20 protein-coding genes are annotated in these 24,681 nt (G+C 38.9%); 18 read left to right on the top strand and 2 right to left on the bottom strand.

From position 1 onward, the window contains the following. Positions 1-21: 21 nt before the first annotated feature. From ACX9YW_RS13190 to ACX9YW_RS13130, 13 genes are all read left to right on the top strand, one after another. The gene (locus tag ACX9YW_RS13190; protein ID WP_460347056.1) at positions 22-711 is read left to right on the top strand and encodes a response regulator transcription factor; all 690 of its coding nucleotides are present in this window, start codon (positions 22-24) and stop codon (positions 709-711) included. Positions 712-833: 122 nt separating this feature from the next. Further along, positions 834-995, top strand: a complete 162-nt coding sequence (locus tag ACX9YW_RS13185) for a YwzD family small protein (protein WP_460347054.1) — start codon at positions 834-836, stop codon at positions 993-995. A 137-nt stretch (positions 996-1,132) separates the two neighbouring features. Further along, on the top strand, positions 1,133-1,972 hold the full coding sequence (locus tag ACX9YW_RS13180; protein WP_460347052.1) for a DegV family protein: 840 nt from the start codon (positions 1,133-1,135) through the stop codon (positions 1,970-1,972). 104 nt (positions 1,973-2,076) lie between these two features. Further along, positions 2,077-3,501 (top strand): ATP-dependent helicase ComFA, encoded by a 1,425-nt coding sequence (locus ACX9YW_RS13175; RefSeq protein WP_460347050.1) that lies wholly within the window; start codon positions 2,077-2,079, stop codon positions 3,499-3,501. A gap of 56 nt (positions 3,502-3,557) precedes the next feature. Continuing rightward, complete coding sequence (locus ACX9YW_RS13170; protein ID WP_460347048.1) at positions 3,558-4,211, top strand: ComF family protein; 654 nt, start codon at positions 3,558-3,560, stop codon at positions 4,209-4,211. Between the two features lie 243 nt (positions 4,212-4,454). Then, positions 4,455-5,003, top strand: coding sequence for a ribosome hibernation-promoting factor, HPF/YfiA family (hpf, locus tag ACX9YW_RS13165; RefSeq protein WP_460347046.1), 549 nt, complete (start codon positions 4,455-4,457; stop codon positions 5,001-5,003). Between the two features lie 652 nt (positions 5,004-5,655). Then, entirely contained in the window at positions 5,656-6,900 is a 1,245-nt protein-coding gene (locus ACX9YW_RS13160) for an S-layer homology domain-containing protein (RefSeq protein WP_460347044.1), read from the top strand. A gap of 31 nt (positions 6,901-6,931) precedes the next feature. Beyond that, positions 6,932-8,575 (top strand): ABC transporter substrate-binding protein, encoded by a 1,644-nt coding sequence (locus ACX9YW_RS13155; RefSeq protein ID WP_460347042.1) that lies wholly within the window; start codon positions 6,932-6,934, stop codon positions 8,573-8,575. Between the two features lie 181 nt (positions 8,576-8,756). After that, positions 8,757-9,719, top strand: a complete 963-nt coding sequence (locus ACX9YW_RS13150) for an ABC transporter permease (protein WP_460347040.1) — start codon at positions 8,757-8,759, stop codon at positions 9,717-9,719. A gap of 16 nt (positions 9,720-9,735) precedes the next feature. After that, positions 9,736-10,680, top strand: coding sequence for an ABC transporter permease (locus ACX9YW_RS13145; protein WP_460347038.1), 945 nt, complete (start codon positions 9,736-9,738; stop codon positions 10,678-10,680). A 23-nt stretch (positions 10,681-10,703) separates the two neighbouring features. Next, complete coding sequence (locus ACX9YW_RS13140; protein ID WP_460347116.1) at positions 10,704-11,693, top strand: ABC transporter ATP-binding protein; 990 nt, start codon at positions 10,704-10,706, stop codon at positions 11,691-11,693. 3 nt (positions 11,694-11,696) lie between these two features. Then, a complete protein-coding gene (locus ACX9YW_RS13135) occupies positions 11,697-12,725 on the top strand; it encodes an ABC transporter ATP-binding protein (protein ID WP_460347036.1) in 1,029 nt (342 codons plus the stop codon). Between the two features lie 135 nt (positions 12,726-12,860). Next, the gene (locus tag ACX9YW_RS13130) at positions 12,861-13,571 is read left to right on the top strand and encodes a response regulator transcription factor (protein WP_460347034.1); all 711 of its coding nucleotides are present in this window, start codon (positions 12,861-12,863) and stop codon (positions 13,569-13,571) included. A gap of 114 nt (positions 13,572-13,685) precedes the next feature. On the opposite strand, the gene prfB is transcribed toward ACX9YW_RS13130, so the two are convergent. Next, a protein-coding gene (prfB, locus tag ACX9YW_RS13125; RefSeq protein ID WP_460347032.1) for a peptide chain release factor 2 occupies positions 13,686-14,787 on the bottom strand; the annotation gives its coding sequence in 2 pieces (ribosomal slippage) (positions 13,686-14,714 and positions 14,716-14,787; 1,101 coding nt in all). Positions 14,788-15,398: 611 nt separating this feature from the next. Next, entirely contained in the window at positions 15,399-17,909 is a 2,511-nt protein-coding gene (secA, locus tag ACX9YW_RS13120) for a preprotein translocase subunit SecA (RefSeq protein WP_460347030.1), read from the bottom strand. Between the two features lie 449 nt (positions 17,910-18,358). Here secA and ACX9YW_RS13115 point away from each other — a divergent pair, with 449 nt between their 5' ends. The 5 genes from ACX9YW_RS13115 (at position 18,359) to ACX9YW_RS13095 (ending at position 24,622) form a co-directional block, all read left to right on the top strand. Then, positions 18,359-19,717: a NapC/NirT family cytochrome c gene (locus tag ACX9YW_RS13115; RefSeq protein ID WP_460347028.1), complete on the top strand. Its 1,359-nt coding sequence runs from the start codon at positions 18,359-18,361 to the stop codon at positions 19,715-19,717. A gap of 30 nt (positions 19,718-19,747) precedes the next feature. Beyond that, entirely contained in the window at positions 19,748-20,911 is a 1,164-nt protein-coding gene (locus tag ACX9YW_RS13110) for a NapC/NirT family cytochrome c (protein ID WP_460347026.1), read from the top strand. Between the two features lie 21 nt (positions 20,912-20,932). After that, positions 20,933-21,631: a tetratricopeptide repeat protein gene (locus ACX9YW_RS13105; RefSeq protein WP_460347024.1), complete on the top strand. Its 699-nt coding sequence runs from the start codon at positions 20,933-20,935 to the stop codon at positions 21,629-21,631. Between the two features lie 19 nt (positions 21,632-21,650). Then, entirely contained in the window at positions 21,651-22,622 is a 972-nt protein-coding gene (locus ACX9YW_RS13100) for a 6-bladed beta-propeller (RefSeq protein WP_460347022.1), read from the top strand. A 101-nt stretch (positions 22,623-22,723) separates the two neighbouring features. Further along, entirely contained in the window at positions 22,724-24,622 is a 1,899-nt protein-coding gene (locus ACX9YW_RS13095; protein WP_460347020.1) for a cytochrome c3 family protein, read from the top strand. Positions 24,623-24,681: the final 59 nt, after the last annotated feature.

Raw genomic sequence — 24,681 nt, 5'->3', positions numbered from 1 at the left:
GGACAGGGGAGGAAGAGAAATATGCCTACAAAAATTGCAATCATTGATGATCATCAGTTATTTCGTGAAGGGGTAAAGCGAATTTTAGATTTTGAGCCAAACTTTGAAGTAGTGGCAGAAGGGGATGACGGTTCAGAAGCACTTAATTTAGTCGAAACCTATCACCCAGATGTCGTGATTATGGACATCAACATGCCTAAAATTAATGGGGTTGAAGCGACCCGTGAATTAATTGAGCATTATCCTGATTCCAAAGTTTTAATTTTATCGATCCATGATGATGAAAATTATGTTTCTCATGCCCTAAAAACAGGGGCCACTGGTTATTTGCTAAAGGAAATGGATGCAGATGCACTTATTGATGCCGTTAAGGTTGTCGCTGATGGTGGTTCATATCTACATCCTAAGGTTACCCATAATTTAGTCAAGGAATACCGCCGATTAGCAATCAATGAAACCCATCATGAAGAGGAAGGTCAATTTCAACAATTAGATGTTCGCAGACCATTACATTTGCTTACTCGACGCGAATGTGAAGTATTGCAAATGCTAGCTGATGGAAAAAGTAATCGCGGTATTGGTGAAGCCCTTTTTATTAGTGAAAAGACCGTTAAAAATCATGTCAGCAACATTCTGCAAAAAATGAACGTCAACGACCGAACTCAAGCTGTAGTCGAAGCCATTAAACATGGTTGGGTATATGTCAATTAACATTTCCAGCTCTCCTAAAGGAGAGCTGATTTTTTTCGTCACAAAATGAGTACGCAAAGAATAAGATATTAAAACTTGAAAAAATATTTTTCCACTTAGGAACCGTGGAAAGGGTTTTGTCTATGTCACCAGAGGATCAGAAATTATTCTTTTTGGTCATGAGGGAGGCGTACCGAAAGGGATTATCAAATGAGGACATATCGGTTTTGGGCTTAGTAGATGAAATTAAACAAATGCTGCTTCCAGTTTTGAAAAAAAGCAGCCAACAACAAAAAGAGGTCTAAAATAGACCTTTTTTTGATTTTGCAGTTTATTACATTTAGACCATGACATTTGTCATGTCTAATAAGTGCATTTTTCTTACGTTTCAATTACAATAAATGTAGATAGTTATTTGCTAAAAAGGATGGTAACATTTATTATGAAAACGGCAATTGTCACGGACAGTACCGCATACATACCGAAAGAAGTTCTTGAGAGGTTTCATATTCATATGATTCCCTTAAGCGTTATATTTGGAACTGAAACGTACCAAGAGGAAAAAGAAATCTCTGCAGCAGATTTCTTTGAAGAAGTAAAAACAAAAGAACTTCCAACAACTTCACAACCATCAGTGGGCGAGTTTGTACAGCTCTATCAAAAACTTGCTGATAATTATGATGCGGTCATTAGCATCCACCTATCCTCCGGCATAAGTGGAACCTTTCAGGGGGCTGTTACTTCAGCGGATATGGTCGAAGGAATTAAGGTTTATCCGTTTGATTCACAAATTAGTTGTATGGTCCAGGGGTTTTATGTTCTTGAGGCTGCGGAAATGGCTCTAAGTGGCAGATCACCAGAGGAAATCTTAGCCAGACTTGAAGAAATGCGGCAGTCTGTGAATGCGTATTTTATGGTTGATGATTTAGTTCACCTCAAGCGCGGAGGACGACTATCAGGTGCACAGGCCTTTATTGGCAGCATGCTGCAGGTGAAACCACTGCTACATTTCGTCAATAAAAAAATCGAACCATTTGAAAAAATCCGCACCCGCAAGAAGGCAATGAAAAGGGTGGGGGAACTTTTAGGTGAGGCCGTAAAAGGTGGTGAACCTTATCGCGCAGTCATTATTCATGCCAACCGTGAATCCGATGCAATCGAGTGGAAAGCCGAGCTTCAGGAAGAGTTTCCTAATGTTGACTTTATGATTAGCTACTTTGGGGCCGTCATCGGCACCCATTTAGGCGAAGGCTCTATGGGTCTTGGCTGGGTGAAAAAATAAATCCCTCACACACGGAAAGAAGTATTCAGCATAGATATTACGCCATTCCTATCATGATTTGGGTGGCGTTTTTACGTTACTTTTAAAAAAGAAGGAGCTTATAAATGAATGAAAAACCACTGACCACCGTCCTCGATCCAAATTTCCTTTTTAACCCGAAACTTCAATTATATTTAACCGGTCGACAGTTATTATTGGAAGAAATTCCATATTCTATAGAAGAAATTAATCAACATTTTAATAATGGCTATGTTTTTTACCGAGAGGGTATTGTGCGTGAGAAAGGGCTATTGCGCTGTAACCGTTGCAATAATCAAGATGGTAACTTATTTGGAGAGTATCCATGTTCACGTTGTGGGAAGAAATGCTTCTATTGCCGAAAATGCATCATGATGGGGCGAATTAGTACTTGTAGTAAGTTGGTTTGTTGGAGCGGTCCCTCTCCTGAAGAAATTGGCAAAGTATTAAAACCGTTAGAATGGTCCGGCACCCTTTCTGTTGGTCAAAAAGCAGCCTCTGATAAAGCTGTTGAGGCAGTAGAACGTGATCATGACATATTGATTTGGGCCGTATGTGGTTCTGGAAAAACCGAGATTCTATTTGCGGCAATCCAACGAGCATTACAGCAAAGGAAACGAATATGTCTCGCCACCCCACGAACCGATGTTGTCCTGGAACTAACACCTAGATTAAAGAACGTATTCCCCAGCACACCAATCGCCTCTTTATTTGGCGGCAGTGATGACCGACATCAGTATGCCCCGCTTACCATTGCTACAACTCACCAATTATTAAGGTTTTATCAAGCTTTTGACATGATGATCATCGATGAAGTGGATGCCTTTCCTTACACAGCAGATCAATCCCTACAGTTTGCCGTTGGCCAAGCACGAAAAGCAAAGTCTTCTCTCCTATTTCTTACGGCAACCCCAAATGAAAAATGGCAGCGAGAATGCCGTTTAGGAAAACGAAATTATGTCACCATCCCAGCGAGATTTCACCGCTTTCCGCTACCTGTGCCAACCTTTGCTTGGTGTGGAAATTGGAAAAAGAAATTAATGAAAAATCAATTGCCAGCAACTATTCTCGAATGGGCAAAGATTCGAATAAATGAAGAAAAGCAGGCACTAATCTTCTTTCCAAATATTCGTTTGATGGAAAGGGCCTTGCCTATCTTTCGTGGACTCAGTGAAAAAATCGAAGCCGTTCATGCAGAGGATCCTTTACGAAAAGAAAAGGTGCTGGCGATGCGGAATTTAAAAATGCCTGTTTTACTAACGACGACCATCCTTGAAAGAGGAGTCACTTTCCCCAATTTGGATGTGGCTGTCGTCGGTGCAGAGGAAGATATCTTTACCGAAAGTGCACTCGTCCAAATCGCTGGTCGGGTAGGACGCAGTGCGCTATTTCCCAGCGGAAACATCACCTATTTTCACTATGGTAAAAGCTTAGCGATGGTTAAAGCGCAAAATCAAATCAACCAAATGAACCTCCAAGCAAAAAAGAAGGGACTGCTAAACGAATGCTAAAAAGATGGCTGGGACAAGAGATGTGTTTGTACTGTCATAGGAAAATAGAGTCCTCGTTGAGTTGGATTGATTTGATTAAAAAATCCGGTGAGGAAATGTTATGTAGTGAGTGTCTCGAACGGCTTGAAAGGATTGAAGGTGAGCGTTGTGAAATTTGTTTTCGTCCTTTGGAACTGCTAGAACCTAGGTATCGTGTAGGAAAGATTTGTTTAGATTGTTGTCGTTGGGAGGAAGATAATGACTATAAGGGGATCTTAAACAAAAATTATTCACTTTATGTTTATAACGAGTTTCTCAAGGAAATCATTGCAAAATTTAAATACCGTGGAGATTATGCCCTTGCGAAAATTTTTGCAAAAGATATAAAGAAATTGATTAAGGAATCCAACCCGGATCTAATCATCCCGATCCCACTAAGCAACGAAAGGCTAGAGGAAAGAGGTTTTAATCAAGCTGAAGCACTAATCACCGAAGCGCAAGTACCATTAACTAAAGCATTAACAAGATTTCATAGTGAAAAGCAATCGAAGAAATCACGCCAAGAACGTATTCATTTGCCGCAAGTTTTCCAAACCACTATCGACATTTCAGGGAAAGTGATCCTTGTCGATGACATTTATACAACCGGATCCACCTTAAGGCATGCAGCCAGGGCCTTGAAGGAAGCAGGTGCAACGGAGATCATTGCCATTACTGTTGCGAGAGGATAGTAAATAGGGTGGAATAATCCTATAAGGGAATAATAGAATTTATATACAACTATTTTCTCACTATCCTGCTTTTTTAATCTGTAAATAGGTATTTTGTCAAGTTTCAAGCGATAATTGTCACAATTATTCATCAGATTTCGTCAATATCATGACAATTAAAATTTTTACTGTTTTAGCAGGATTTTCATAGGGTAAAATAGAAATGTAATACCATAGTCTTTTTTTAAAAGGAGGAGCTCACTTATGAATTATGTCATTCGTGGTGAAAACATTGAGGTAACTCCAGCAATTCGAGAGTATGTAGAGAAAAAAATCTCAAAATTGGAGCGCTATTTTATTGAAACACCAGAGGCAAATGTACACGTTAACCTAAAAGTTTATCATGATAAAAAGGCTAAGGTTGAGGTAACGATTCCACTTCCACATCTAGTATTACGTGCGGAAGAAGCTAATGATGATATGTATGCGGCTATTGACTTAATTTCAGATAAATTAGAGCGTCAAATTCGTAAGCATAAGACAAAGGTAAATCGTAAGTTCCGTGAAAAGGGTGATGTTGGCAATTTCTTTGCTACTTCAACCGAAACGCCTGAAGCCATTGTGGATGAAGATGATTTAGAACTTGTGCGTACTAAGCGTTTTGATCTAAAGCCAATGGACAGCGAGGAAGCGATTCTGCAAATGAACATGCTAGGCCATAACTTCTACGTTTACACAAATTCAGAAACAAATCGGACAAACGTTGTGTATAAGCGTAAAGACGGCCGCTACGGCTTAATTGAAACTCACTAAAAAGTAACAAAATAGGAGCTTACCTTAATGGGTAGGCTCTATTATTTTGAAATTTTATAGTCCTTTACCCCCTAAATACTAAGGAAAAATCTCAAATTTCCCCCACTCTACATATATATGTGAGTTTTTCATCAAGAAGTCCCAAATTGTTTCTTGAGAAATTCTTACCCAGTTACTTTTTATTAATGTTATTTCTAAGCCCGTTAAGGGGGAAAAACCAAACAATTTTCCCGAAAAGCGTTTTTTAATCCTGTCAAAAAGATAACTTTATTTACGTCAATTTAATAAAATTTATGTCTATTAACATTAAAAAGTTAGAATTTTGTTAGAATTAAGTGAATCTTTTGTTAAAAACACACCTAGACAAATTGCATTAATTGTCCAAATTGTATGATAATTACGTCAAAAACCGGGCTAAATCGACGAATGTTGACAAAATATCCTTCGGGTTTCGAAAGTTTCTAATTTCGACAGGTTGAACAATTTGTTATTTTTATGTTGACTTTTTGAGGGTTTTTTTCTGTGACTTTTATGCTATAAATAACTTTAGACATATCTTAATTTTCTAACAACTTTAAAACTTGCAACAAGGGAGGGAACCTTTTCTATCTGATCTAGGTTTACTTTTTACAAATTTCTAAGGGGGAAAATCATGTTGAATTGGCGGAAATTTATCGTTACAGGCGCATTAGCAACTACACTAACATTTAGCAGTCTTTCTGCAATGGCGGTAAGTTTTGATGATGTAAGTTCAAACGAAATTGCAATTAGTAAGGTAGTATCACTGGGAATCGTTGTAAACAACGGTGCAAACTTCAACCCAGAGAAAGGGTTATCTCGTCAAGAGTTTGCTGAAATCTCGTCAAGAATCATGACTTTAGGCTCTCCTAAAGCTGTGAAAATTACAGATGTTAAGAATAACTCTGCAGTTACAAAAGCTGTAAGTGCTGGAATTCTAACAGTTAATAGCAAAGGCCAATTTAAGCCTAAAAACGCTATTACAAATGCTGACCTAGCAAGAGGTTTAGCTTTCGGACTAGGTTTCAAAAAATCTTGGTCTAATCGTCCAATCGATCATTTATATTTCTTAGAGCGCAAAGGTGTTCTAGACATTGATACAGATTTAGATGCAGTCGTAACTAGAGAAGAAGCTGCTGTAGCAATCGACAACTACATGACAGTTAAAGAAGGCTACACAACTGCTGGCGGTATCGTAGTTAAAGTTATGAACGGCGATGTTCTAGTTGTAAAAACTGATTCAGGTAATAAGAGCTACAAAATTGCTAAGAACTCTTCAATCTTTGTAGACAGTCAAGCTGGAGATGCTGGTAACCTAGCTGCAGGAACAAATGTTAAATTAAACCTTAACAAGAAGGGTGAAATTGGATTTGCTTCTGGTAATGGTCTAGAAATGCTAGATGGTAAATTAGGTTTTGCTGCTGGTGCATTAACACTTAACGGCACAGCGAAAAACTGGTTATTAAATGGACTTGTTTCTAGCTTACCAAACAGCAAGGATGTTCCATTCACTTTCACTGAGTTCTCTAACTATGCATCTAAAGCTAATGTAACTTTTGAAGGTGGTATTTACTCTGATACAGTAACAGACGAAATTACTGTCATCGAGCCATACATCACAAGTGTTAAGAGCCGCGCGTTTAAAGTTGAAAAGAATAAACTAGTTTTCGATTTCAGCGACACTGCTCTTAAGTCTCAATCTTTCTCATTAGCTGAAGGTGCTACGATTAAGCTAGTAGAAGGCGAAACTAAGACAGACAAAACTTTAGCTGACATTTCTGCTCTAATTGCTGCAGGTAAAGACGTTAAAGGTGCAATCACTGCTGGTTCAGATGGCTTGGCTCTTACATTAGAAGTAACAGCTACTGACAAAAAATAATCTATAAAAACGATTGGGGGAAATTAACAAGATGCAAAACTTCAAAAAGAAATTAATTACTACTTCTTTAGCATCAGCAGTTGCTCTTAGCGGATTTTCTTTCTTAGGTGCTCACTCTGCAGATGCAGCACGCCAAGGATTCGATCCTAAAAAAGTCGGCGGTAAAGTTGTTTTAACTTCATTCTCTGACGCTGTGCGTTTAATTCCATACACTACTTCTGACTCTGCATCAAGCCGTATCCAAGGCATGATCTTTGAAGGAATGATTAACCTTGATCAACAAGGTAATCCAGTTCCAAGTCTTGCAACGAAGTGGTCTTTCGATAAAGCGAAAAACATTTACACGTTCGACCTTCGTAAAGGAGTTAAGTGGCACGATGGTAAGCCATTTACTGCTGCTGACGTTAAATTCTCTTTTGATATGTATATGAATCCGAAGTCAATCAACAGCTACATCGGTGACTTCAAAACAATCAAAGAGGTTAAGGTAGTCAACGATTACCAAGTTCAAATTATTTTAAAAGAGAAGGATGCGTTAATCTTAACTAACGTACTTCCTGCAGCAATTATCCCTAAACATAAGTTCCCTAAGGGTGTTGACGACTATAACAAAAATAATACACTTCACCGTAACCCAGTAGGTACTGGTCCATTTATTTTCAAAGAGTGGAAAACGGACGAGCGTATCGTTGTTAAAGCGAACAAAAACTGGTGGAACGGTCGTCCATACATGGATGAAGTTATCACTCGTATCCTTCCAGATGCAAACGTTGAAGCAATCAACCTAATCAAAGGTGACGTTGACTGGGTAGAAGCACTAACTCCAGCGACAATTGCTCAGGTTGCAAAAGATAAAGATCTTAAAATTACTAAGTGGGATTACGGTCAATTCGACTTTGTCGGTATGAACCAAGCGAAAGCGCCATTCAACGATAAGAACGTTCGTTTAGCGTTAACTTACGGTTTAGACCGTCCGTCTATCGTATCTAAATTATACTTAGGTAAAGCGTACCTAGCTTCAGGTCCGTTCCATCCGAAGATTCCTCAATATAACAAAAATGTTAAGGCTCTTCCATTTGATCAAAAGAAAGCAGCTGACCTTCTAGATCAAGCTGGATGGAAATTGGAAAATGGTGTCCGTACTAAGGGCGGCCAAAAAATGGATTTCGAATTCTACTTCAACAACGGTAACAAAGTACGTGAAAAAATCGGTCTACTTGCTCAACAAAACTGGGCTAAGCTTGGTGTAAAAGTTACTGTTCGTGGTTTAGAATGGTCAATTTTCCTTGACAAGTATTTACATGGTGAATTAGATACATTTGCTCTAGGATGGGGCGGATATGATGGAAACGTTGAACATAGCGGATTCTTCCACAGTTCAAACATTCCTGACCCAGCAAAAGGCAAAGCAGGTAACAACCGTAACCGCATCAACGATCCTAAGATCGATAAGTGGTTAGATGATTACCTACAAGAAGAAGATCGCAACAAGCGTATCAAGCTTTACCAAGAAATGCATAAATACATGGCTGACAATGCTACATTGATTTGGACAGTTCACCCAATGAAGAACATGGGTCATGACAAAGATCTAAAAGGTATCAAAACTTCATTATCAAGTGCAATGTTTAACCTAGAAGACTGGTACTGGGGCACTGCAGCAAAAAGAAAATAAATATTAGTAGTTTAAAGCGGCCGTTAGCGACGAGAGTCGCTACGGCTTTATTATTGAAAGATTCGGAAAATTATAGACTTATAGAGCGATATTTTCCTCCCTACTATGAGAGATAGTCTTTTTTCAAAATTAGACTAGACCGATCGTAATCTTATTATGCTAACAGAAAGTAGTGAGACCTTTGACTAAATATATTATTCGAAGAGTACTTCAATCGATTCCTCTTTTACTAATAATCTCTATTATTTCATTCTTACTTATGTCACTTGCTCCTGGGGATCCAACAGCTATGTATGAAAACCCTGAGGCTGGGAATGAACAGGATCTATCGGCAATCAGAGAACAATTAGGAGTCGATGATCCTATCTACGTTCAGTATTATAAATGGCTTAAGCTTTTAGTGATAGATGGGAATATGGGCTACTCCTTCCAGGATGGACAACCTGTTTTGGAGAAAATCCTACAAAGGGTACCGGCAACATTGTTGCTTATGGCTACCGCAATCATCATTTCAATTCTTATTGCCATTCCAATTGGAGTCTACTCAGCCATTAAAAAATACTCGGTTTTCGACTATTTCTTTACGTTTTACTCGTTTTTAGGTATTGCCGTACCATCGTTCTTTATAGCATTGGTTGTTATTCTTGTGTTCTCCTTAAAATTAGCTTGGTTCCCTGCTTCGGGAATGAGAGAAAATTATGAAGTATTTGACCTATGGGATCGGATTCACCATTTAATACTACCTTCTTTAACTCTAGCATTTGGATTAATCGCTTCGAAATCACGTTATATGCGTTCAAGTATGCTAGAAGTAATTAAGATGGACTACGTAAGAACAGCACGAGCAAAAGGTTTATCCGAAGGAAAAGTCATTTTTAAACATGCTTTACGTAATGCTTTGATTCCAATTATTACAATTTTAGCTTTACAATTACCTGCATTATTTGGTGGTGCCCTATTTATTGAGCAGCTTTTTGCATGGCCAGGAATGGGAAGATTAACGGTTAACGCCATCTTTATCCGCGACTATCAAGTAATCATGGGAACAACGATGATTGCCGGTGTAATGGTTGTTTTCTCAAACCTAATTGCAGATATTTTCTATGCCATCGTGGATCCGCGCATCCAGTTAGGCAAGAACTAGAGAGGAGTAACTTATAATGGGGATGCCTAATCCAACAGTCAATAGTCCTGCTCAAATGAACAAACCAAAACCAGCAGGAAATGAATATAAAATTGAAAGTAAAGCTTCCGTTATTTGGAGACGCTATCGTAAAAATAAATTAGCCGTTATCGGTTTAGTCGTTTTCTCAATTATGTGTTTATTAGCTATTTTTGCACCATTATTAACACCATTTCGACCTGACCGCTTTGATATTTTAGATTCTTTCTTACCTCCGGGTAGAAATCTTTATGATGAGTCTAAATTCCACTTGATGGGTACAGACTCTATGGGTGGGGATGTTTGGACTCGTATCGTTTTCGGAGCAAGAATTTCACTTAGTGTTGCGCTCTTAGCAATGGTTTGTACAGTATCGGTCGGTATTGTTTATGGAGCTGTTTCCGGTTATTTCGGAGGCTGGGTTGATAACATTATGATGCGTATCGTTGACGCGATCCAATCAATCCCAACTTTCTTCTTATTATTAATCGTTGCAGCAATCATCACTCCATCTTTATGGTCTACCGTACTTGTATTATCGGTATTTGGTTGGACAGGAATGGCGCGTATCGTGCGCGGTGAGATTTTATCCATCAAAAAACGTGATTTCATCGAAGCGGCCAGAGCGACGGGTGAGAAAAAATACAGTACCATCTTTTACCATGTATTGCCAAATGCGATTGCGCCAATCACAGTTATTGCGACCTTGGACATTGCAGCAAACATTTTAGCAGAGTCTTCCCTAAGCTTCTTAGGATTAGGTATTCAACCACCGACTCCAAGCTGGGGGAACATGTTAACATCCGCTCAAGAGTTAACGACAGTTATGGATTATTTATGGATTGTTATTTTCCCTGGTTCATTTATCATTTTAACCGTATTAGCAGTAAACTTTATTGGTGATGGTCTTCGTGACGCTCTTGACCCAAGAATGAAAGAATAGGAGGAACAATCATGTCTACTACCATGACAAAAACAGATACACTCGTATCAGTTGAAAACTTAAAAACATATTTTTATACAGAAGATGGAACTGTTCCTGCTATCGACGGAGTTAGTTTCGAAGTGAGAAAAGGGGAAACTCTTGCCATCGTAGGTGAATCTGGAAGTGGAAAAAGTGTAACGTCTTTATCGATCATGCGCTTAATCCCTCAGCCTCCTGGAAAAATTTTAGCCGGAGACATTAAGTTTAACGGAGAAAGCTTATTATCAAAATCGGATAAAGAAATGCGCGCAATCCGCGGTAACCGTATTTCAATGATTTTCCAAGAGCCGATGACATCGTTAAACCCTGTATATAAAGTTGGAGATCAAATTTCTGAAACAATCATGCTTCACCAAAAGAAGAATCACAAAGAAGCGTTAGCGGAAGCCGTTAATCTCCTTAACCTAGTAGGTATCCCTGAACCTGAGCGTCGGATTAACCAATATCCGCACGAGCTAAGTGGTGGGATGAGACAACGTGTCATGATCGCGATTGCCTTAGCTTGTCATCCAGAACTACTAATCGCTGATGAGCCAACAACAGCCCTTGACGTAACGATTCAAAATCAGATTCTTCAATTAATGAAGCGTTTAAAAGAAAAGTCAAACATGTCAATCATGTTAATCACTCATGATTTAGGTGTCGTAGCTGAAATGGCTGACCGCGTAGTAGTTATGTATTCCGGTCAAGTTGTGGAGCAAGGTGATGTATTTACTATCTTTGAAAACCCTAAGCACCCATATACAGAAGGCTTGCTAAAGTCGATGCCTAGTGCAGAAAAGCGTGTTGGAAAGCTTTATGCGATTGATGGAGTCGTTCCAAATCCATTAAATCTTCCTCCTGGCTGCCGTTTCGCAGACCGTTGCGAATATGCAACTGCATTATGTCATTCGGAAATGCCACAAATTCAACAAATTAATGATGAAGAAGTTGTGCGCTGCTGGAAATACACGGATCGTTGGGAGGCGTAATACATGGTAAGCGGAGTTATCGAATCAGTCGCAAATGAAAAGAAAGTAGTTAAAAGTGAACAAGACGTTCTACTTAGCGTTAAAGATATTAAAATGCATTTCCCAATTAAAGGTGGCTTATTAGGTCGAACTCAAGGGCATGTTAAAGCTGTTGACGGTTTAAGCTTTGATATTTTAAAAGGGGAAACATTGGGTCTAGTAGGAGAAAGTGGCTGTGGTAAGTCAACAGCTGGGCGTACATTATTACGTCTCCTAGAGGCAACTAGCGGAACTGTAACTTTTGATGGAAAAGATATCTATTCTCTATCAGATGCTGAATTAAGAAAAGCACGCAGAGAGATGCAATTAATTTTCCAAGATCCATTTTCATCATTAAACCCAAGATTAAGTGTTGGGGAAACACTTTCGCGTGTGTTAAAAATTCATGGCATGAACAATCCAAGGGAACGTGAAGACAAAATTAAGGAAGTTCTTGAACTAGTTGGTTTAAGCGCATTCCATATGAGACGTTATCCACATGAGTTTTCCGGTGGACAAAGACAACGTATCGGAATTGCCCGTGCATTAATTTTAAACCCTAAATTCATTGTCCTTGATGAGCCTACTTCAGCTCTTGACGTTTCAATCCAGTCACAGGTTATTAACTTGCTTGAAGATCTTCAAGAGAGATTCGACTTAACTTACCTGTTTGTGTCTCATGGTCTTAATGTTGTTCGCCATATTAGTGACCGTGTTGGGGTTATGTATTTAGGGAAAATGGTTGAATTAGCCGATTCGGATACATTGTTCGAATCACCGAAACATCCATATACTCAAGCATTAATTTCAGCTAACCCAATCGCAAATCCAAGATTACGTGATAAGCCGAAGATTATTTTACAAGGGGATGTACCGAGTCCGATTAATCCGCCATCTGGCTGTTACTTCCATACTCGTTGTCCTTATGCACAACCTAAATGTCGTGAAGAAGCTCCAAAATTTGTTAAAACTGGTGATAATCAATTCGTTGCTTGCCACTATCCGTTATCTTAATATAATAAAAAGTTTGCTCTTTGTAACAAAAATACATGTCATATTCCGAATCTTACGAAATTATTTACATTTGAAAGGATTGTGATATGATATAACTAAGGCATAAGTGTCTTTAGTACTGTATGGGGGAGTACTATGGAAAAAAAATTGTTGATAATCGAAGAAGATTCCCAAACCAGTAATAAATTATCCCAATTTTTCGAACCATACTTTGAGGTGCATCCATTTAATAACGGTTTATTAGGGTTAATTACGGCTATTGAGTCAAAGCCAACGATAGTTCTGATCAACCACAGTCTATTAAATGTGAATAGCCTTGAGCTATGCCGACAAATGAGGCAAAAGTTAAACTCTATTATTATCGTTTTAGGAAAACCCCTATCAGAAGAGGCAACAATTAAGTATTTTGAAGCGGGGGCGGATGATGTTATTACCTATCCGGTAACCTTTCCAATCCTATTGTGCAAGATAAATGTTCTACTCGATCACATTGCCGCGAAAAAATCAGCCGAGGAAGACAAAATTCAATTTGGTCGTTTGAAGATGAACAAAATTACTTTTAAAGTTCACTACGATAAAAAAGTATTAAACTTTACGAAAAAGGAATTTTCGATTCTTTGGACCCTAGTGAAGAAACAGGATGAGGTTGTGACACGTGAGGAACTGCTCCGAGTTGTATGGAGCTACGAGCACCTTGACGACGATCGTATGATAGATACCCATTTGAACAGGATTCGAAAAAAGCTGAAACAAAACAACATCAACATCAACATAAAAACTGTTTGGGGAATCGGATACAAACTACACGTCGACGAAAATGAAACAGTAGAAATCGTTGCAGATTAATACAAACATAAAACACCCTGCGAAAAGCAGGGTTTTTATTTTGCAACAAAAAACACTTTAGCGCTTTAAAGCAAGTGGGGACAGTCCCGCTCCGCTTTAATGCGCTAAAGTGTTTTATGCTAGTCTTGATCTTAGGTAGGCGTTGATGAAGTTGTCTAGTTCTCCGTCCATGACGGCTTGTACATTGCCTGATTCTGTATTTGTCCGATGGTCTTTGACCATGGAATAAGGGTGGAAGACATAGGAACGGATTTGGCTGCCCCAACCGATTTCTTTTTGCTCACCACGGATTTCAAGAAGCTGCTTTTCCTTTTCCTCGATTTCACGTTGATAAAGTTTCGCTTTTAGCATTTTCATCGCCTGATCACGGTTTTTAATTTGCGAGCGTTCCGTTTGGCAGGTAACGACGACACCTGTTGGTAAGTGTGTAATTCGAACCGCAGAGTCCGTTGTATTAATATGCTGTCCACCTGCACCACTTGAGCGATAAGTATCGACCTTTAAATCCTCCGTACGAATATCAATTTCAATTTCGTCATTAAATTCCGGCATAACTTCGCATGATACGAAGCTTGTATGACGTCGACCGGAAGAATCGAAAGGAGAGATTCGTACTAGTCTGTGTACGCCTTTCTCGGCTTTAAGGTAACCGTAGGCGTTATGTCCTTTTATCAACAAAGTTACACTTTTGATTCCTGCTTCATCTCCGGGAAGATAGTCAAGTGTTTCTACTTTAAAGCCACGCTTCTCCGCCCAACGAGTGTACATACGAAGGAGCATTGAACCCCAGTCCTGTGATTCAGTCCCACCAGCACCTGGATGTAGCTCTAAAATAGCGTTGTTTTTGTCATATGGCTCACTAAGAAGCATTTGTAGTTCATATTCATTTAGACGTGAGATAAGCTCAACTAGCTCGGCTTCAAGGTCAGCCTTAAGTTCCTCGTCCTGTTCTTCCTTAACAAGTTCGAAAGTCAGATCAAGATTCTCTTGCGATTCATTTAACGAATAGAACTCGTTTACTTGCTCTTTCAGGCCGTTAGATTCATTAATGATTGTTTGGGCGGCCTGCTGATCATCCCAAAAGTTAGGCTGAAGCATGACATCATCCAGTTCGGCTATGCGTGCTTCCTTGTTTTCAAGGTCAAAGAGACCCCCTAAAGTCTGCTAATTTCTTAGCTGTTTTCTCAAGTTCATTGCGAATTTCTGCTAATTCCATTACTAGTCACCTCTTAAAAAATATATTACCTATTATATCCTCTTAAATCTAAATGTTCATAACTGATGAGTGTTATAAATTTAGTTATAGAGGTTTAAATCCAATTATACGGGTTTAAATCCAGTTATACGGGTTTAAATCCAGTTATACGGGTTTAAATCCAGTTATACGGGTTTAAATCCGATTATACGGGTTTAAATCCGATTATACGGGTTTAAATCCAATTATACGGGATTAAATCCGATTATACGGGTTTAAATCCAATTATACGGGTTTAAATCCGATTATACGGGTTTAAATCCAATTATACGGGATTAAATCCGATTATACGGGATTAAATCCAATTATACGGGATTAAATCCGATTATACGGGATTAAATCCGATTATACGGGTTTAAATCCGATTATACGGGTTTAAATCAGTTATACGGGTTTAAATCCAGTTATACGGGTTTAAATCCAATTATACGGGTTTAAATCCATTTATACGAGATTAAACCCAATTATACCGGAGTAAATCCATTTACCAATATTAATCCATTCAAAAACCATAACCTTCACCCACCCAAAAAAAGAGAGCCGCAAAAGCTCTCCCTTCTGGCACAATAAAATTACTGTCTTCCATGGCAGTTCTTGTATTTTTCACCACTTCCGCATGGACATTCGTCATTACGGCCGATATCAACAGCCTTGACGACTGGCTTTTTCTTCACTTTGCCGCCTTCACCTTGTTTAGGGTCAACCGCATGTCCTTTGGCCACTTCTTGGCGTTGTAGGTTATTGCGAATTTCCGCCTTCATGATGTATTTCGCTGTATAATCCTCAATCGATGCAATCATATTCTCAAACATCGCAAACCCTTCTGACTGGTACTCACGGAGTGGATCGATTTGCGCATAACCGCGTAAGTGGATACCTTGGCGCAATTGATCCATTGCATCAATATGATCAATCCACTTAGAGTCAACCGAACGAAGTAAAATGACCTTTTCGAATTCACGCATTTGCTCTTCGGATAACATTTCTTCCTTCTCGTCATAACGCTCTTTCACCTTCGCAAAAATAACTTCCACCATTTCTTCCGGATCCTTACCGCGTAAATCATTTACTGTAATATCACCTTCATGGAGAAGATTTCCCTCTGCGAAATCAACAAGAGCCTCTAAATCCAAGTCTTCTTCTTCTTCTTTGGCTGTGTGTGCCTCTACATTACGCTCAATGACCGCTAAAATCATTGCTTCTACAATTTCACGTAGGTTTTCGGAATCTAACACTTCATTACGCTGCTTATAAATAATTTCACGTTGCTGACGCAATACATCATCATAAGATAATAGCTGTTTACGAGCATCGAAGTTATTACCCTCGACGCGTTTCTGAGCCGATTCAACGGCACGTGAAACCATTTTACTTTGGATTGGCTGAGAATCATCCATTCCTAAGCGCTCCATCATCGCCTTCATATTATCAGCACCAAATCGGCGCATTAACTCATCTTCCATTGATAAATAGAATTGCGTAACCCCTGGGTCTCCTTGACGACCAGAACGTCCGCGTAACTGATTGTCAATCCGGCGCGACTCATGTCGCTCTGTTCCAATAACGGCTAATCCACCGAGCTCAAGAACGCCTTCTCCAAGCTTAATATCGGTACCACGACCAGCCATGTTCGTCGCAATCGTTACAGCACCACGATGCCCGGCTTCTGCAATGATTTCGGCCTCACGTTCATGATTTTTCGCATTTAAGACATTATGTGGAATACCTTTTTTTGTTAAGTAACGAGAAATTAATTCGGAAGTTTCAATCGCAACTGTCCCGACAAGTACCGGCTGTCCAGTCGCATGCCTACTAGCGATATCCTCACAAACAGCACGGAACTTTCCATCCATTGACTTGTAAATTAAATCAGGACGGTCGTCACGTTGAATCGGACGATTTGTTGGAATCACAACAACATTCATATTATAAATATTGCGGAATTCCTCTTCCTCAGTCTTTGCTGTTCCCGTCATCCCTGACAGCTTTTCATACATCCGGAAATAGTTCTGGAACGTAATCGTCGCCATCGTCATACTCTCATTTTGCACCTCTAAGCCTTCCTTCGCTTCAATCGCTTGGTGCAAGCCCTCACTGTAACGGCGACCCTTCATTAAACGACCAGTAAACTGGTCAACAATGACAATTTCGCCTTCCTGGACCACATAGTCAACATCAAGGTGCATACTCGCATGAGCCTTCAATGCTTGACTAATATGGTGGTTCAGCGCCACATGAGAAATATCAAATAGATTATCGATACCAAATGCGCGCTCGGCCTTCGACATTCCTTCCTCCGTTAACTGAACACCCTTCGTCTTTTCATCGTATGTATAATCCGTATCCTTCTTCAACATCCGTACAAACGCATTCGCCTGAATATATAGGGAAGTCGACTTCTCCGCCGTCCCGGAAATAATCAATGGTGTCCGCGCTTCATCAATCAAAATCGAGTCAGTCTCGTCAATGATAGCAAAATAAAGCGGGCGCTGAACCTTTTGATGTTTATAAAGCACCATATTATCACGAAGATAATCGAAACCAAGCTCATTATTCGTGCTATAAGTAATATCTGCAGCATAGGCAGCCTGCTTCTCTTCCTTTGACATACTATTCAAATTTAGCCCAACTGTTAAACCAAGAAACTCATAGAGTTGCCCCATTTCACGAGCATCACGGCTTGCTAAGTATTCGTTCACGGTAACAACATGAACACCTCTACCAGAAATGGCATTCAAATAAACTGGCAAGGTTGCCGTCAATGTTTTCCCTTCCCCAGTTTTCATTTCAGCGATGTTACCCTCATGAAGTGTTGCACCACCCATTAATTGAACCTTATATGGGTATAAACCTAGCACACGGCGGGCACCTTCACGAACAACTGCAAACGCCTCAACTAGAAGGTCATCTAAAGACTCCCCATTTTGATAGCGTTTCTTAAACTCCTCCGTCTTTTCACGAAGTTGGTCATCCGTCAATTTTTCCGTCTCAGCTGACAAAGCATCCACCTGATCGGCAATGCGCTGCAGCTTCCTCACTTCGCGTTTATTTTGGTCAAACACTTTATTTAAAATTCCAAGCATTGAAAACGCTCCTTCATGAATCAATTTTAACGTAAATACTTTGAATCAATTTTACCACTTCATTTCATATCAGACAACAAACTGCCTAAGGCCAAACCCTTTTTGTAAAAAATAAACTTTAGCCAGCTAGTTAGATTTTATTTTTCACAAAAAGACAAGTTCTTAACAAAGCTTTCACCATTTCACCTATTTAACAGTTTCGAAAACTGTATATAACATCAATAGATATGAATATTTATACATATTTATACGATTAATATTCATTATGTCAAATCTGTGAATACACTGTTTGCAAGGTGAAAACCGGTTTAATGTGAGGAAGTTCACATTGCAAAATTATTCACAAAATGTACATTGGAAATTCTTCTGGAAATATCAGATACTACGAATATAGAGAGAAAAATGGATAAAAAAGAGAGAATTAGAGAAATAGGGAAGGGTGGTTTCAAATGGCCTTTTGGAACAGAAAAAAAGCCATTCAAGAAGGCTCCAGGGAAAAGAAACCTGGTTTGATAAAACGGCTCTGGCGAAAATTTAGAGGCATCGACTGGAAAAACCCATTAAATCGATGGCGACTTCTATTCGCCTTGTTGTTTTTTTCAGTTGCTATGTTTGGAGTCGGATATGGAGCAATCGCTTTCACGTCAACTCCATCATTTTGTAAAACTTGTCACGAGATGGCCCCAGAACATGTGACATTCGAAGCAAGTGCCCATAATCAAATAAGCTGCGTTCAATGCCATATCGAACCAGGCGTAAAAAATATGATGTTTCATAAAGTTGAGTCTTTAAAAGAAGTTTACTATCACGTCGTTGGAGCACCAGACCCCATTGTGCAAACCGTACCTGTTAGGAACATCAACTGTGTCCAATGTCACTCGGAAAATCGTTTAGTTTCAGCTACAGGGGACTTAATTGTTAACCATGAAGGACATATTAAAGATGCTGAAATTCCATGTATCACTTGTCACGCTGGGGTTATCCACGCGAAAGTAGTCGAACGCGGAATAAACCATCAAGCAGATTTGGATTACTGGACAAAGGAAAACGCCGACAAATTAATTTCCAAGAAGTACACATCACCAAACATGGGAACCTGTATCGATTGTCATAACAAAGTCAACAACGGCGAAAAGCCTTGGGAAGATATCGCCTATAGCTTACCTGAAAATACAGATGGTCATGGGAAGAAAAAAGAAGAAAACCATGAGATCAAAGTTGCAGCCCCAGCGGCACATGAGGAAGTCACAACCGAACATGGCGAAGCAACTGTTAAAGACCATACGCAAGATATCATTCTACAAGCGATTGGCAAGCAAAAAAAAGACGTAAAGCTTTCGATGGAATGCTTCACATGTCACAAAGAAGTAGCGGTTCCGAAAAACCATGACCGTAATCAGTGGGATCAAAGTCACGGTGATGTTGCATTAAATGAACTTGATAAATGTATGAATTGCCATGAAGATTCCAAATGGATTAAAAAGTTACCAAAAGAAAATATTGTCGATTTAATCAATAGTAAAAAGAAAGACAAATACGTTGCCAATATTAAAATGGTTAAAAATCACTCTCGTAAAAACAATTTCTGTAGCGCTTGTCACAGTAACCGCCCACCAGGACATGTCGATAGCGACCAATGGTTAACAGCTCATGCACCACAAGCGAAAACCGACGAGCAAAAAGCAGAATGTTTTGTCTGTCACGATCGTGAAAAACCACAACCTGGCACTGAAACTCCGACGGCACCAACCGATGTATATTGCGAATTCTGTCACCGAACCGGATTTAAAACCGATAAGAAATCTTAACTAAGCCCGTCGTAAACAGGAGGTAATCAAATGGAAGAGGAGCACAAAGAAATACCCAACGTCGCCCCTCCCCGTTTTCGTGGACGATTAATCAAAGTAATGACATTAACGTTGTTTTTCCTGATAGTGCTCTTTTCAGTTGGATTTCTGGGGCTTGAAACAACTTCAAGCTCCAAGTTCTGCGCTTCATGTCATGAAATGAAGCCAGAATACTACACTTGGAAGGCATCCAGCCACAGCGAGGTCGCTTGTGTCAACTGCCACACCGGCTCAACCAAAGAAGACTATGCCAAATCGAAAGCAAACGGCCTCGTTCAAGTGTATAAGAAAGCTTCGCAAACTTATACGGCTCCCATCCAAATGCCGGATGAGATTCCAGATTCCGCTTGTGAAAAGTGTCACAATATGAACAATCGGGAAGTAACACCAACTGGCGATATCATTATTCCGCATGATAAACATCAAAAAGAGAATGTCGCTTGCATTAAATGTCACAGTGGAGTCGCTCATGGGAAAGTTGCGGAGCGTAAAGTCACCTTTAAAACAGATTATGATCTGTGGGATGAAAAAGTAGGGCACTCCATTATGAGTGAGAGGTCTTTTGTACGTCCTAAAATGGAAAAGTGTATGAATTGCCATGAATCTAGAGAAATTACGCTAGAATGTAATGCTTGTCATACAACTGGAATGTATCCAGCAAGCCACAAAAAAGCTTCATTTAAAAATTCTTTACACCCTTCGGAAGCAAAGGAAAATTTAGCAAATTGCAATGAATGTCATAAATACATGTCAGAAGAAGAGATAACTGGTTTCGAAAAACAATCAGTCTATACACAGTTTTTAAGAAAAGAAAGAACAACAAATAAAAAGATCACTGTACAAGACTATGCGAAAGAAAATACCTTTTGCAAGAACTGTCATACTACCAGACCAGAAAGTCATATTAAGGGTTTCATCACCACTCATGGATTGCATGCAAAACAAAACCAACAAAAATGTTTAGTTTGTCATGATTATCAAAAAACTGGCAAAAACAATATCTCAAATGTTACTTGTGGAAGTTGTCACCCTTCAAGTCATGGTAATGATTTTAGATTAACACATCCTATTGAGGTACCTGTTAATCAAAAATTAGAGCAGTCATGTTATCAATGTCACAATAGGAAGACATGCTCAACGTGTCACAAGGAATAATAAGTGTTTAGGAGGGATCTTATGGACGCTGAAATTAAACCCAAAGATCAAATTGTCTCTCAAGACTCTGTTACGAAAATTAAAACTAACAGAATAAAATGGTGGCAAGCAACTTTAATATTATTATTTACACTGGGTTTTAGTCTCTCAGTTGGATATTTTATTAGTGATAAATATTTATGGGACAATAAAGATACAGCTCAACTAGAAAAAAGATTAGAGCACTATAAACAACAAGTAGATCTAAAACCCAATGACCCAGAGTTAAGGGTACAACTTGGATATGCATTTTTTTTGAAAGATAAATTTAACGATGCTATCGAGCAGTATAAAACTGCAATAAGCCTTGATAAGAATTTCTATCCCAGCTATTTGAATTTGGCAATAGTTTATGATAAGCAAAACAAACCACAGGATTCTTTGGAAATGGCATCAAAAGCAGCTAAATTAGCCCCGAGGGATTACAAGGGCCATCTCCTTAAAGGTATCGCCTATAGAAAATTGAAAATGTACGATAAAGCAAACGAATCCTTACAAGAGGCACTTAACTTTATGTCCACTAATACAGATATCATCTATGAAATAGGTCAAGTTGCCCAAGCACAAGGTAAAGTAAAGGAAGCAGAGCAAATATATAAAGAGGCATTGAGTTTTGATCCTTTATATCGACCTGCTCTAGATGCTTTAGATTTATTGGCATCGAATGATTCCAAGAAGTAACAAGAAGGAGTGAATCCCTTTGAAGAAGAAAACCTTATATTTCCTTATGAGTAGTATTGTCTTACTAACCACAGTTTTTTTTGCAGGTGTATATTTCCTAGGGTTAGATAGCAAAGTAGAAAAAGTAGCCAATATTGCAGATCAAAATTCAAAACCAGTTTTTAACTATTTAATTAATGGTGATTTTAGTAGTCCTCTAAATAAACCAATGGATGCAGCAAAAATAGGTGAATTTCTTTATGTAACTGATACAAACAATAAACAAGTTCAGGTATTTGATACATCTGGAACCTCTTTCTTTAGATTTGGTCAAGAGGGAGAAGGAGAAGGTGATTTCAGATTCCCATATGGAATCACAGGTGACGAGAAGAATAATGTATATGTTGCAGATATGTACACTGGTAAAATATCAATCTTTGATTCAAAAGGGAAATTTATCAAATATTTTAATGAAAAAGATCCTAAAAATAGTGTAATAGAATCTCCAGCTGGACTGCGAATAGTTGATAATAGGTTGTATGTTACTGATATTAAAAAAAGTTCAGTTTTCGTTTTCTCACTAGATGGGAAGAAAATATTGGAAATCAGTTATGCGCAAAATCCTGAAGATAAATTAGCTGCTCCAAATGCCGTGACTTTGGATAATGACAACAATATTTATGTCTCAGATTCAGGGAATCAAAGAGTTATTAAATACGATAATCAAGGTAAGTATCTAGCAACAATCAATGGTTCAGAAGGGGGAACTGGGCAATCTACATTCGTTAATCCGCGGGGTGTGGGGGTAGATTCAAGAGGTGTTTTATATGTGGTCAATAATTTAGCTTCCAGTATTTCTGGGTTTGACCGGGACGGAAAGAAAATCTTTGAAATTGGTAGTATGGGAGATGAAAACGAGCAATTCTACTTACCAAATGGGTTAAACATTGACCAAAACGGAATTATTTATATTACTGATACGGTCAATCAAAGAATTGCTGTTTATAATTAATCTCTTAGATTACTTAAGGGGGTGATGCCTTAACGTGAAGCGGAGGATTAAAGAATTACCTTTGATAATGAGAAAAGAGAGAGATAAGGGAGGTTTTTTAAATGAGTAAGGTAAAGATTAGCTTTGCATTCTTACTAACACTTTTGCTGGTGGGGATGTTTAGCGTAGTCGCTTTAGCGGCCGGTGCTCCAAATGCACCAACCGGGCTAAAATTTTCTTCTCCTAATAAAGATACTGTAACAATAACCTGGGAGGCACCTGAGGGCGCCACAAGTTATAAAGTTTATTGGGATGGTTCTACTACTGGTGAAGCTGTACCAACCGCTACATTCACAAAATCTGGTTTAAATCAAAATCAACAGTATAAAGTAGAAGTAGCTGCTATCAATGCAGAAGGTGAATCGGGAAAAACTATATTAAAGGTAGTACTACACAACGGAACAGTATCTAAAACAGATCCAACACGTCCAGATAACGACTTACCAAACGCAAATAAAACCGGAGAAGGTAATTTCATTAAAAACCCTGACGGTCAAATGAAAAATGATAAAACAACAACTGGGCCGCACAAATTACACGGATCCTATCAAAATAACACTAACTCATGCGCTAGCTGTCACCAAACACATACAGCTGCATCTAGTGGTTTATTATTTAAAAACGGTGCATACAATACTTGTACCGCGTGTCATGATGGGACATTAGGATTCTATAATGTTTTTGGAACTTCAAATGCTGAAGATATGGGTGCAGGTACTTTCGGTGGTACACACAATGGAAATATGTCTGTTCATATGTCAACAGGTGCACTGGAAATTAGTGCTGCACCAGGTTCGAATGCCAAAGCTATAGGAGCAAAATGGACCAGTGAATTTACCTGTGCTAGTTGTCATGATCCACATGGATCATTCTCTGATCGTTTACTTGCTGGGAACCCGAACGGTATGGCTACTGTACAAAGAACTTCTATAGAGGTTGATGGTGTTAAGAACGGGACAGTATATGGAAACAAGTTAATTGATATTCCCGTTTTTAAAGATAAAGGACCAACAACAACAACTGCTAACACTTATACTGCAGCTAATTTAAACGATTATATTTTTAGAGATTTTGCAATTACTGGAGCAGATATTGCACCTGGAGCATACTATGAAAATACTGGCTTAAGCGTAGGAGACAGGGTTCTTCAATTGCAAAGAACTTTTGATGGAAAAGGCACAGCATGGGTAAATGCACCTGGTGTATATGTAGCAAAAACTGGTGTGAAAAATACCTCTAGTTGGCCGAAGGTTTATAAAGATACAACTAAAGTTTTCCCGACTGGAACAGCTGGAACAGACGAATCACTTGCAACAGCAGGAACATGGTGGTTTAACAATAGTAAAGCATTCTATAAAGTACCAGGTACACCTGGTGATGGTACTATTACAAAAGTTACTGATATTCAAAAAGCTTACGTAGTTCAATTAGGATATGTAGCTGGTAACAAAGATAAACTGGGCAATGTAATTCCTGCAGCAGCAAATGGATATCAACCAAAAGCAACTGATAACAATTATCTAACTTCAGCAGGTAAAGGTATTCAAATGAACGAATGGTGTGGAGCATGTCATACCGACTACTTTACTCGTCAAAAAACAGCAACTGGTATTGACGGTAACTATAATCACCACACTATGAGTGATAGCTATAACTGCGAACGGTGTCACTATGCTCACGGAACTGATGCAAAAATTATGCGTGATGCAACAGGTAGAACATATGAAGATCTTAAAACCCAAGGCTTCACAGATGATGAAGCTAAAGTATTCTTAACAGACGTAAATGCATCTTCTGCTTTAAAACGTTTTACAAACATGGCTGTATGTTATGGATGTCATACTTCATCTAAATCTGAAGGATTTATTAATAACAATGATTTTAATAAAACAGATTCTATCAATGGTTTCCAATCAGATAGTGTAACAAAGGGGCAAAAATTAATGCCGTGGACACCGTAAAAAGAACTACCAAATAGCCCCACTATTTGATAGTTCCTATCCGAAAAATTTAATATTCA

The sequence above is a fragment of the Pseudoneobacillus rhizolycopersici genome (genome assembly GCF_054786815.1).
Note: the sequence above shows the minus strand (reverse complement) of the source record. Positions and strands in the feature narration are given on the sequence as shown.

Bases quoted from the DNA above. Each gene is read 5' to 3' on its own strand.
- ACX9YW_RS13115 (WP_460347028.1), top strand. From the start codon at position 18,359: ATGGCCTTTTGGAACAGAAAAAAAGCCATTCAAGAAGGCTCCAGGGAA.
- ACX9YW_RS13145 (WP_460347038.1), top strand. From the start codon at position 9,736: ATGGGGATGCCTAATCCAACAGTCAATAGTCCTGCTCAAATGAACAAA.
- ACX9YW_RS13155 (WP_460347042.1), top strand. From the start codon at position 6,932: ATGCAAAACTTCAAAAAGAAATTAATTACTACTTCTTTAGCATCAGCA.
- ACX9YW_RS13160 (WP_460347044.1), top strand. From the start codon at position 5,656: ATGTTGAATTGGCGGAAATTTATCGTTACAGGCGCATTAGCAACTACA.
- ACX9YW_RS13140 (WP_460347116.1), top strand. From the start codon at position 10,704: ATGACAAAAACAGATACACTCGTATCAGTTGAAAACTTAAAAACATAT.
- ACX9YW_RS13175 (WP_460347050.1), top strand. From the start codon at position 2,077: ATGAATGAAAAACCACTGACCACCGTCCTCGATCCAAATTTCCTTTTT.
- hpf (WP_460347046.1), top strand. From the start codon at position 4,455: ATGAATTATGTCATTCGTGGTGAAAACATTGAGGTAACTCCAGCAATT.
- ACX9YW_RS13130 (WP_460347034.1), top strand. From the start codon at position 12,861: ATGGAAAAAAAATTGTTGATAATCGAAGAAGATTCCCAAACCAGTAAT.
- ACX9YW_RS13135 (WP_460347036.1), top strand. From the start codon at position 11,697: ATGGTAAGCGGAGTTATCGAATCAGTCGCAAATGAAAAGAAAGTAGTT.
- ACX9YW_RS13180 (WP_460347052.1), top strand. From the start codon at position 1,133: ATGAAAACGGCAATTGTCACGGACAGTACCGCATACATACCGAAAGAA.
- ACX9YW_RS13185 (WP_460347054.1), top strand. From the start codon at position 834: ATGTCACCAGAGGATCAGAAATTATTCTTTTTGGTCATGAGGGAGGCG.
- secA (WP_460347030.1), bottom strand. From the start codon at position 17,909: ATGCTTGGAATTTTAAATAAAGTGTTTGACCAAAATAAACGCGAAGTG.
- ACX9YW_RS13110 (WP_460347026.1), top strand. From the start codon at position 19,748: ATGGAAGAGGAGCACAAAGAAATACCCAACGTCGCCCCTCCCCGTTTT.
- ACX9YW_RS13105 (WP_460347024.1), top strand. From the start codon at position 20,933: ATGGACGCTGAAATTAAACCCAAAGATCAAATTGTCTCTCAAGACTCT.
- ACX9YW_RS13095 (WP_460347020.1), top strand. From the start codon at position 22,724: ATGAGTAAGGTAAAGATTAGCTTTGCATTCTTACTAACACTTTTGCTG.
- ACX9YW_RS13190 (WP_460347056.1), top strand. From the start codon at position 22: ATGCCTACAAAAATTGCAATCATTGATGATCATCAGTTATTTCGTGAA.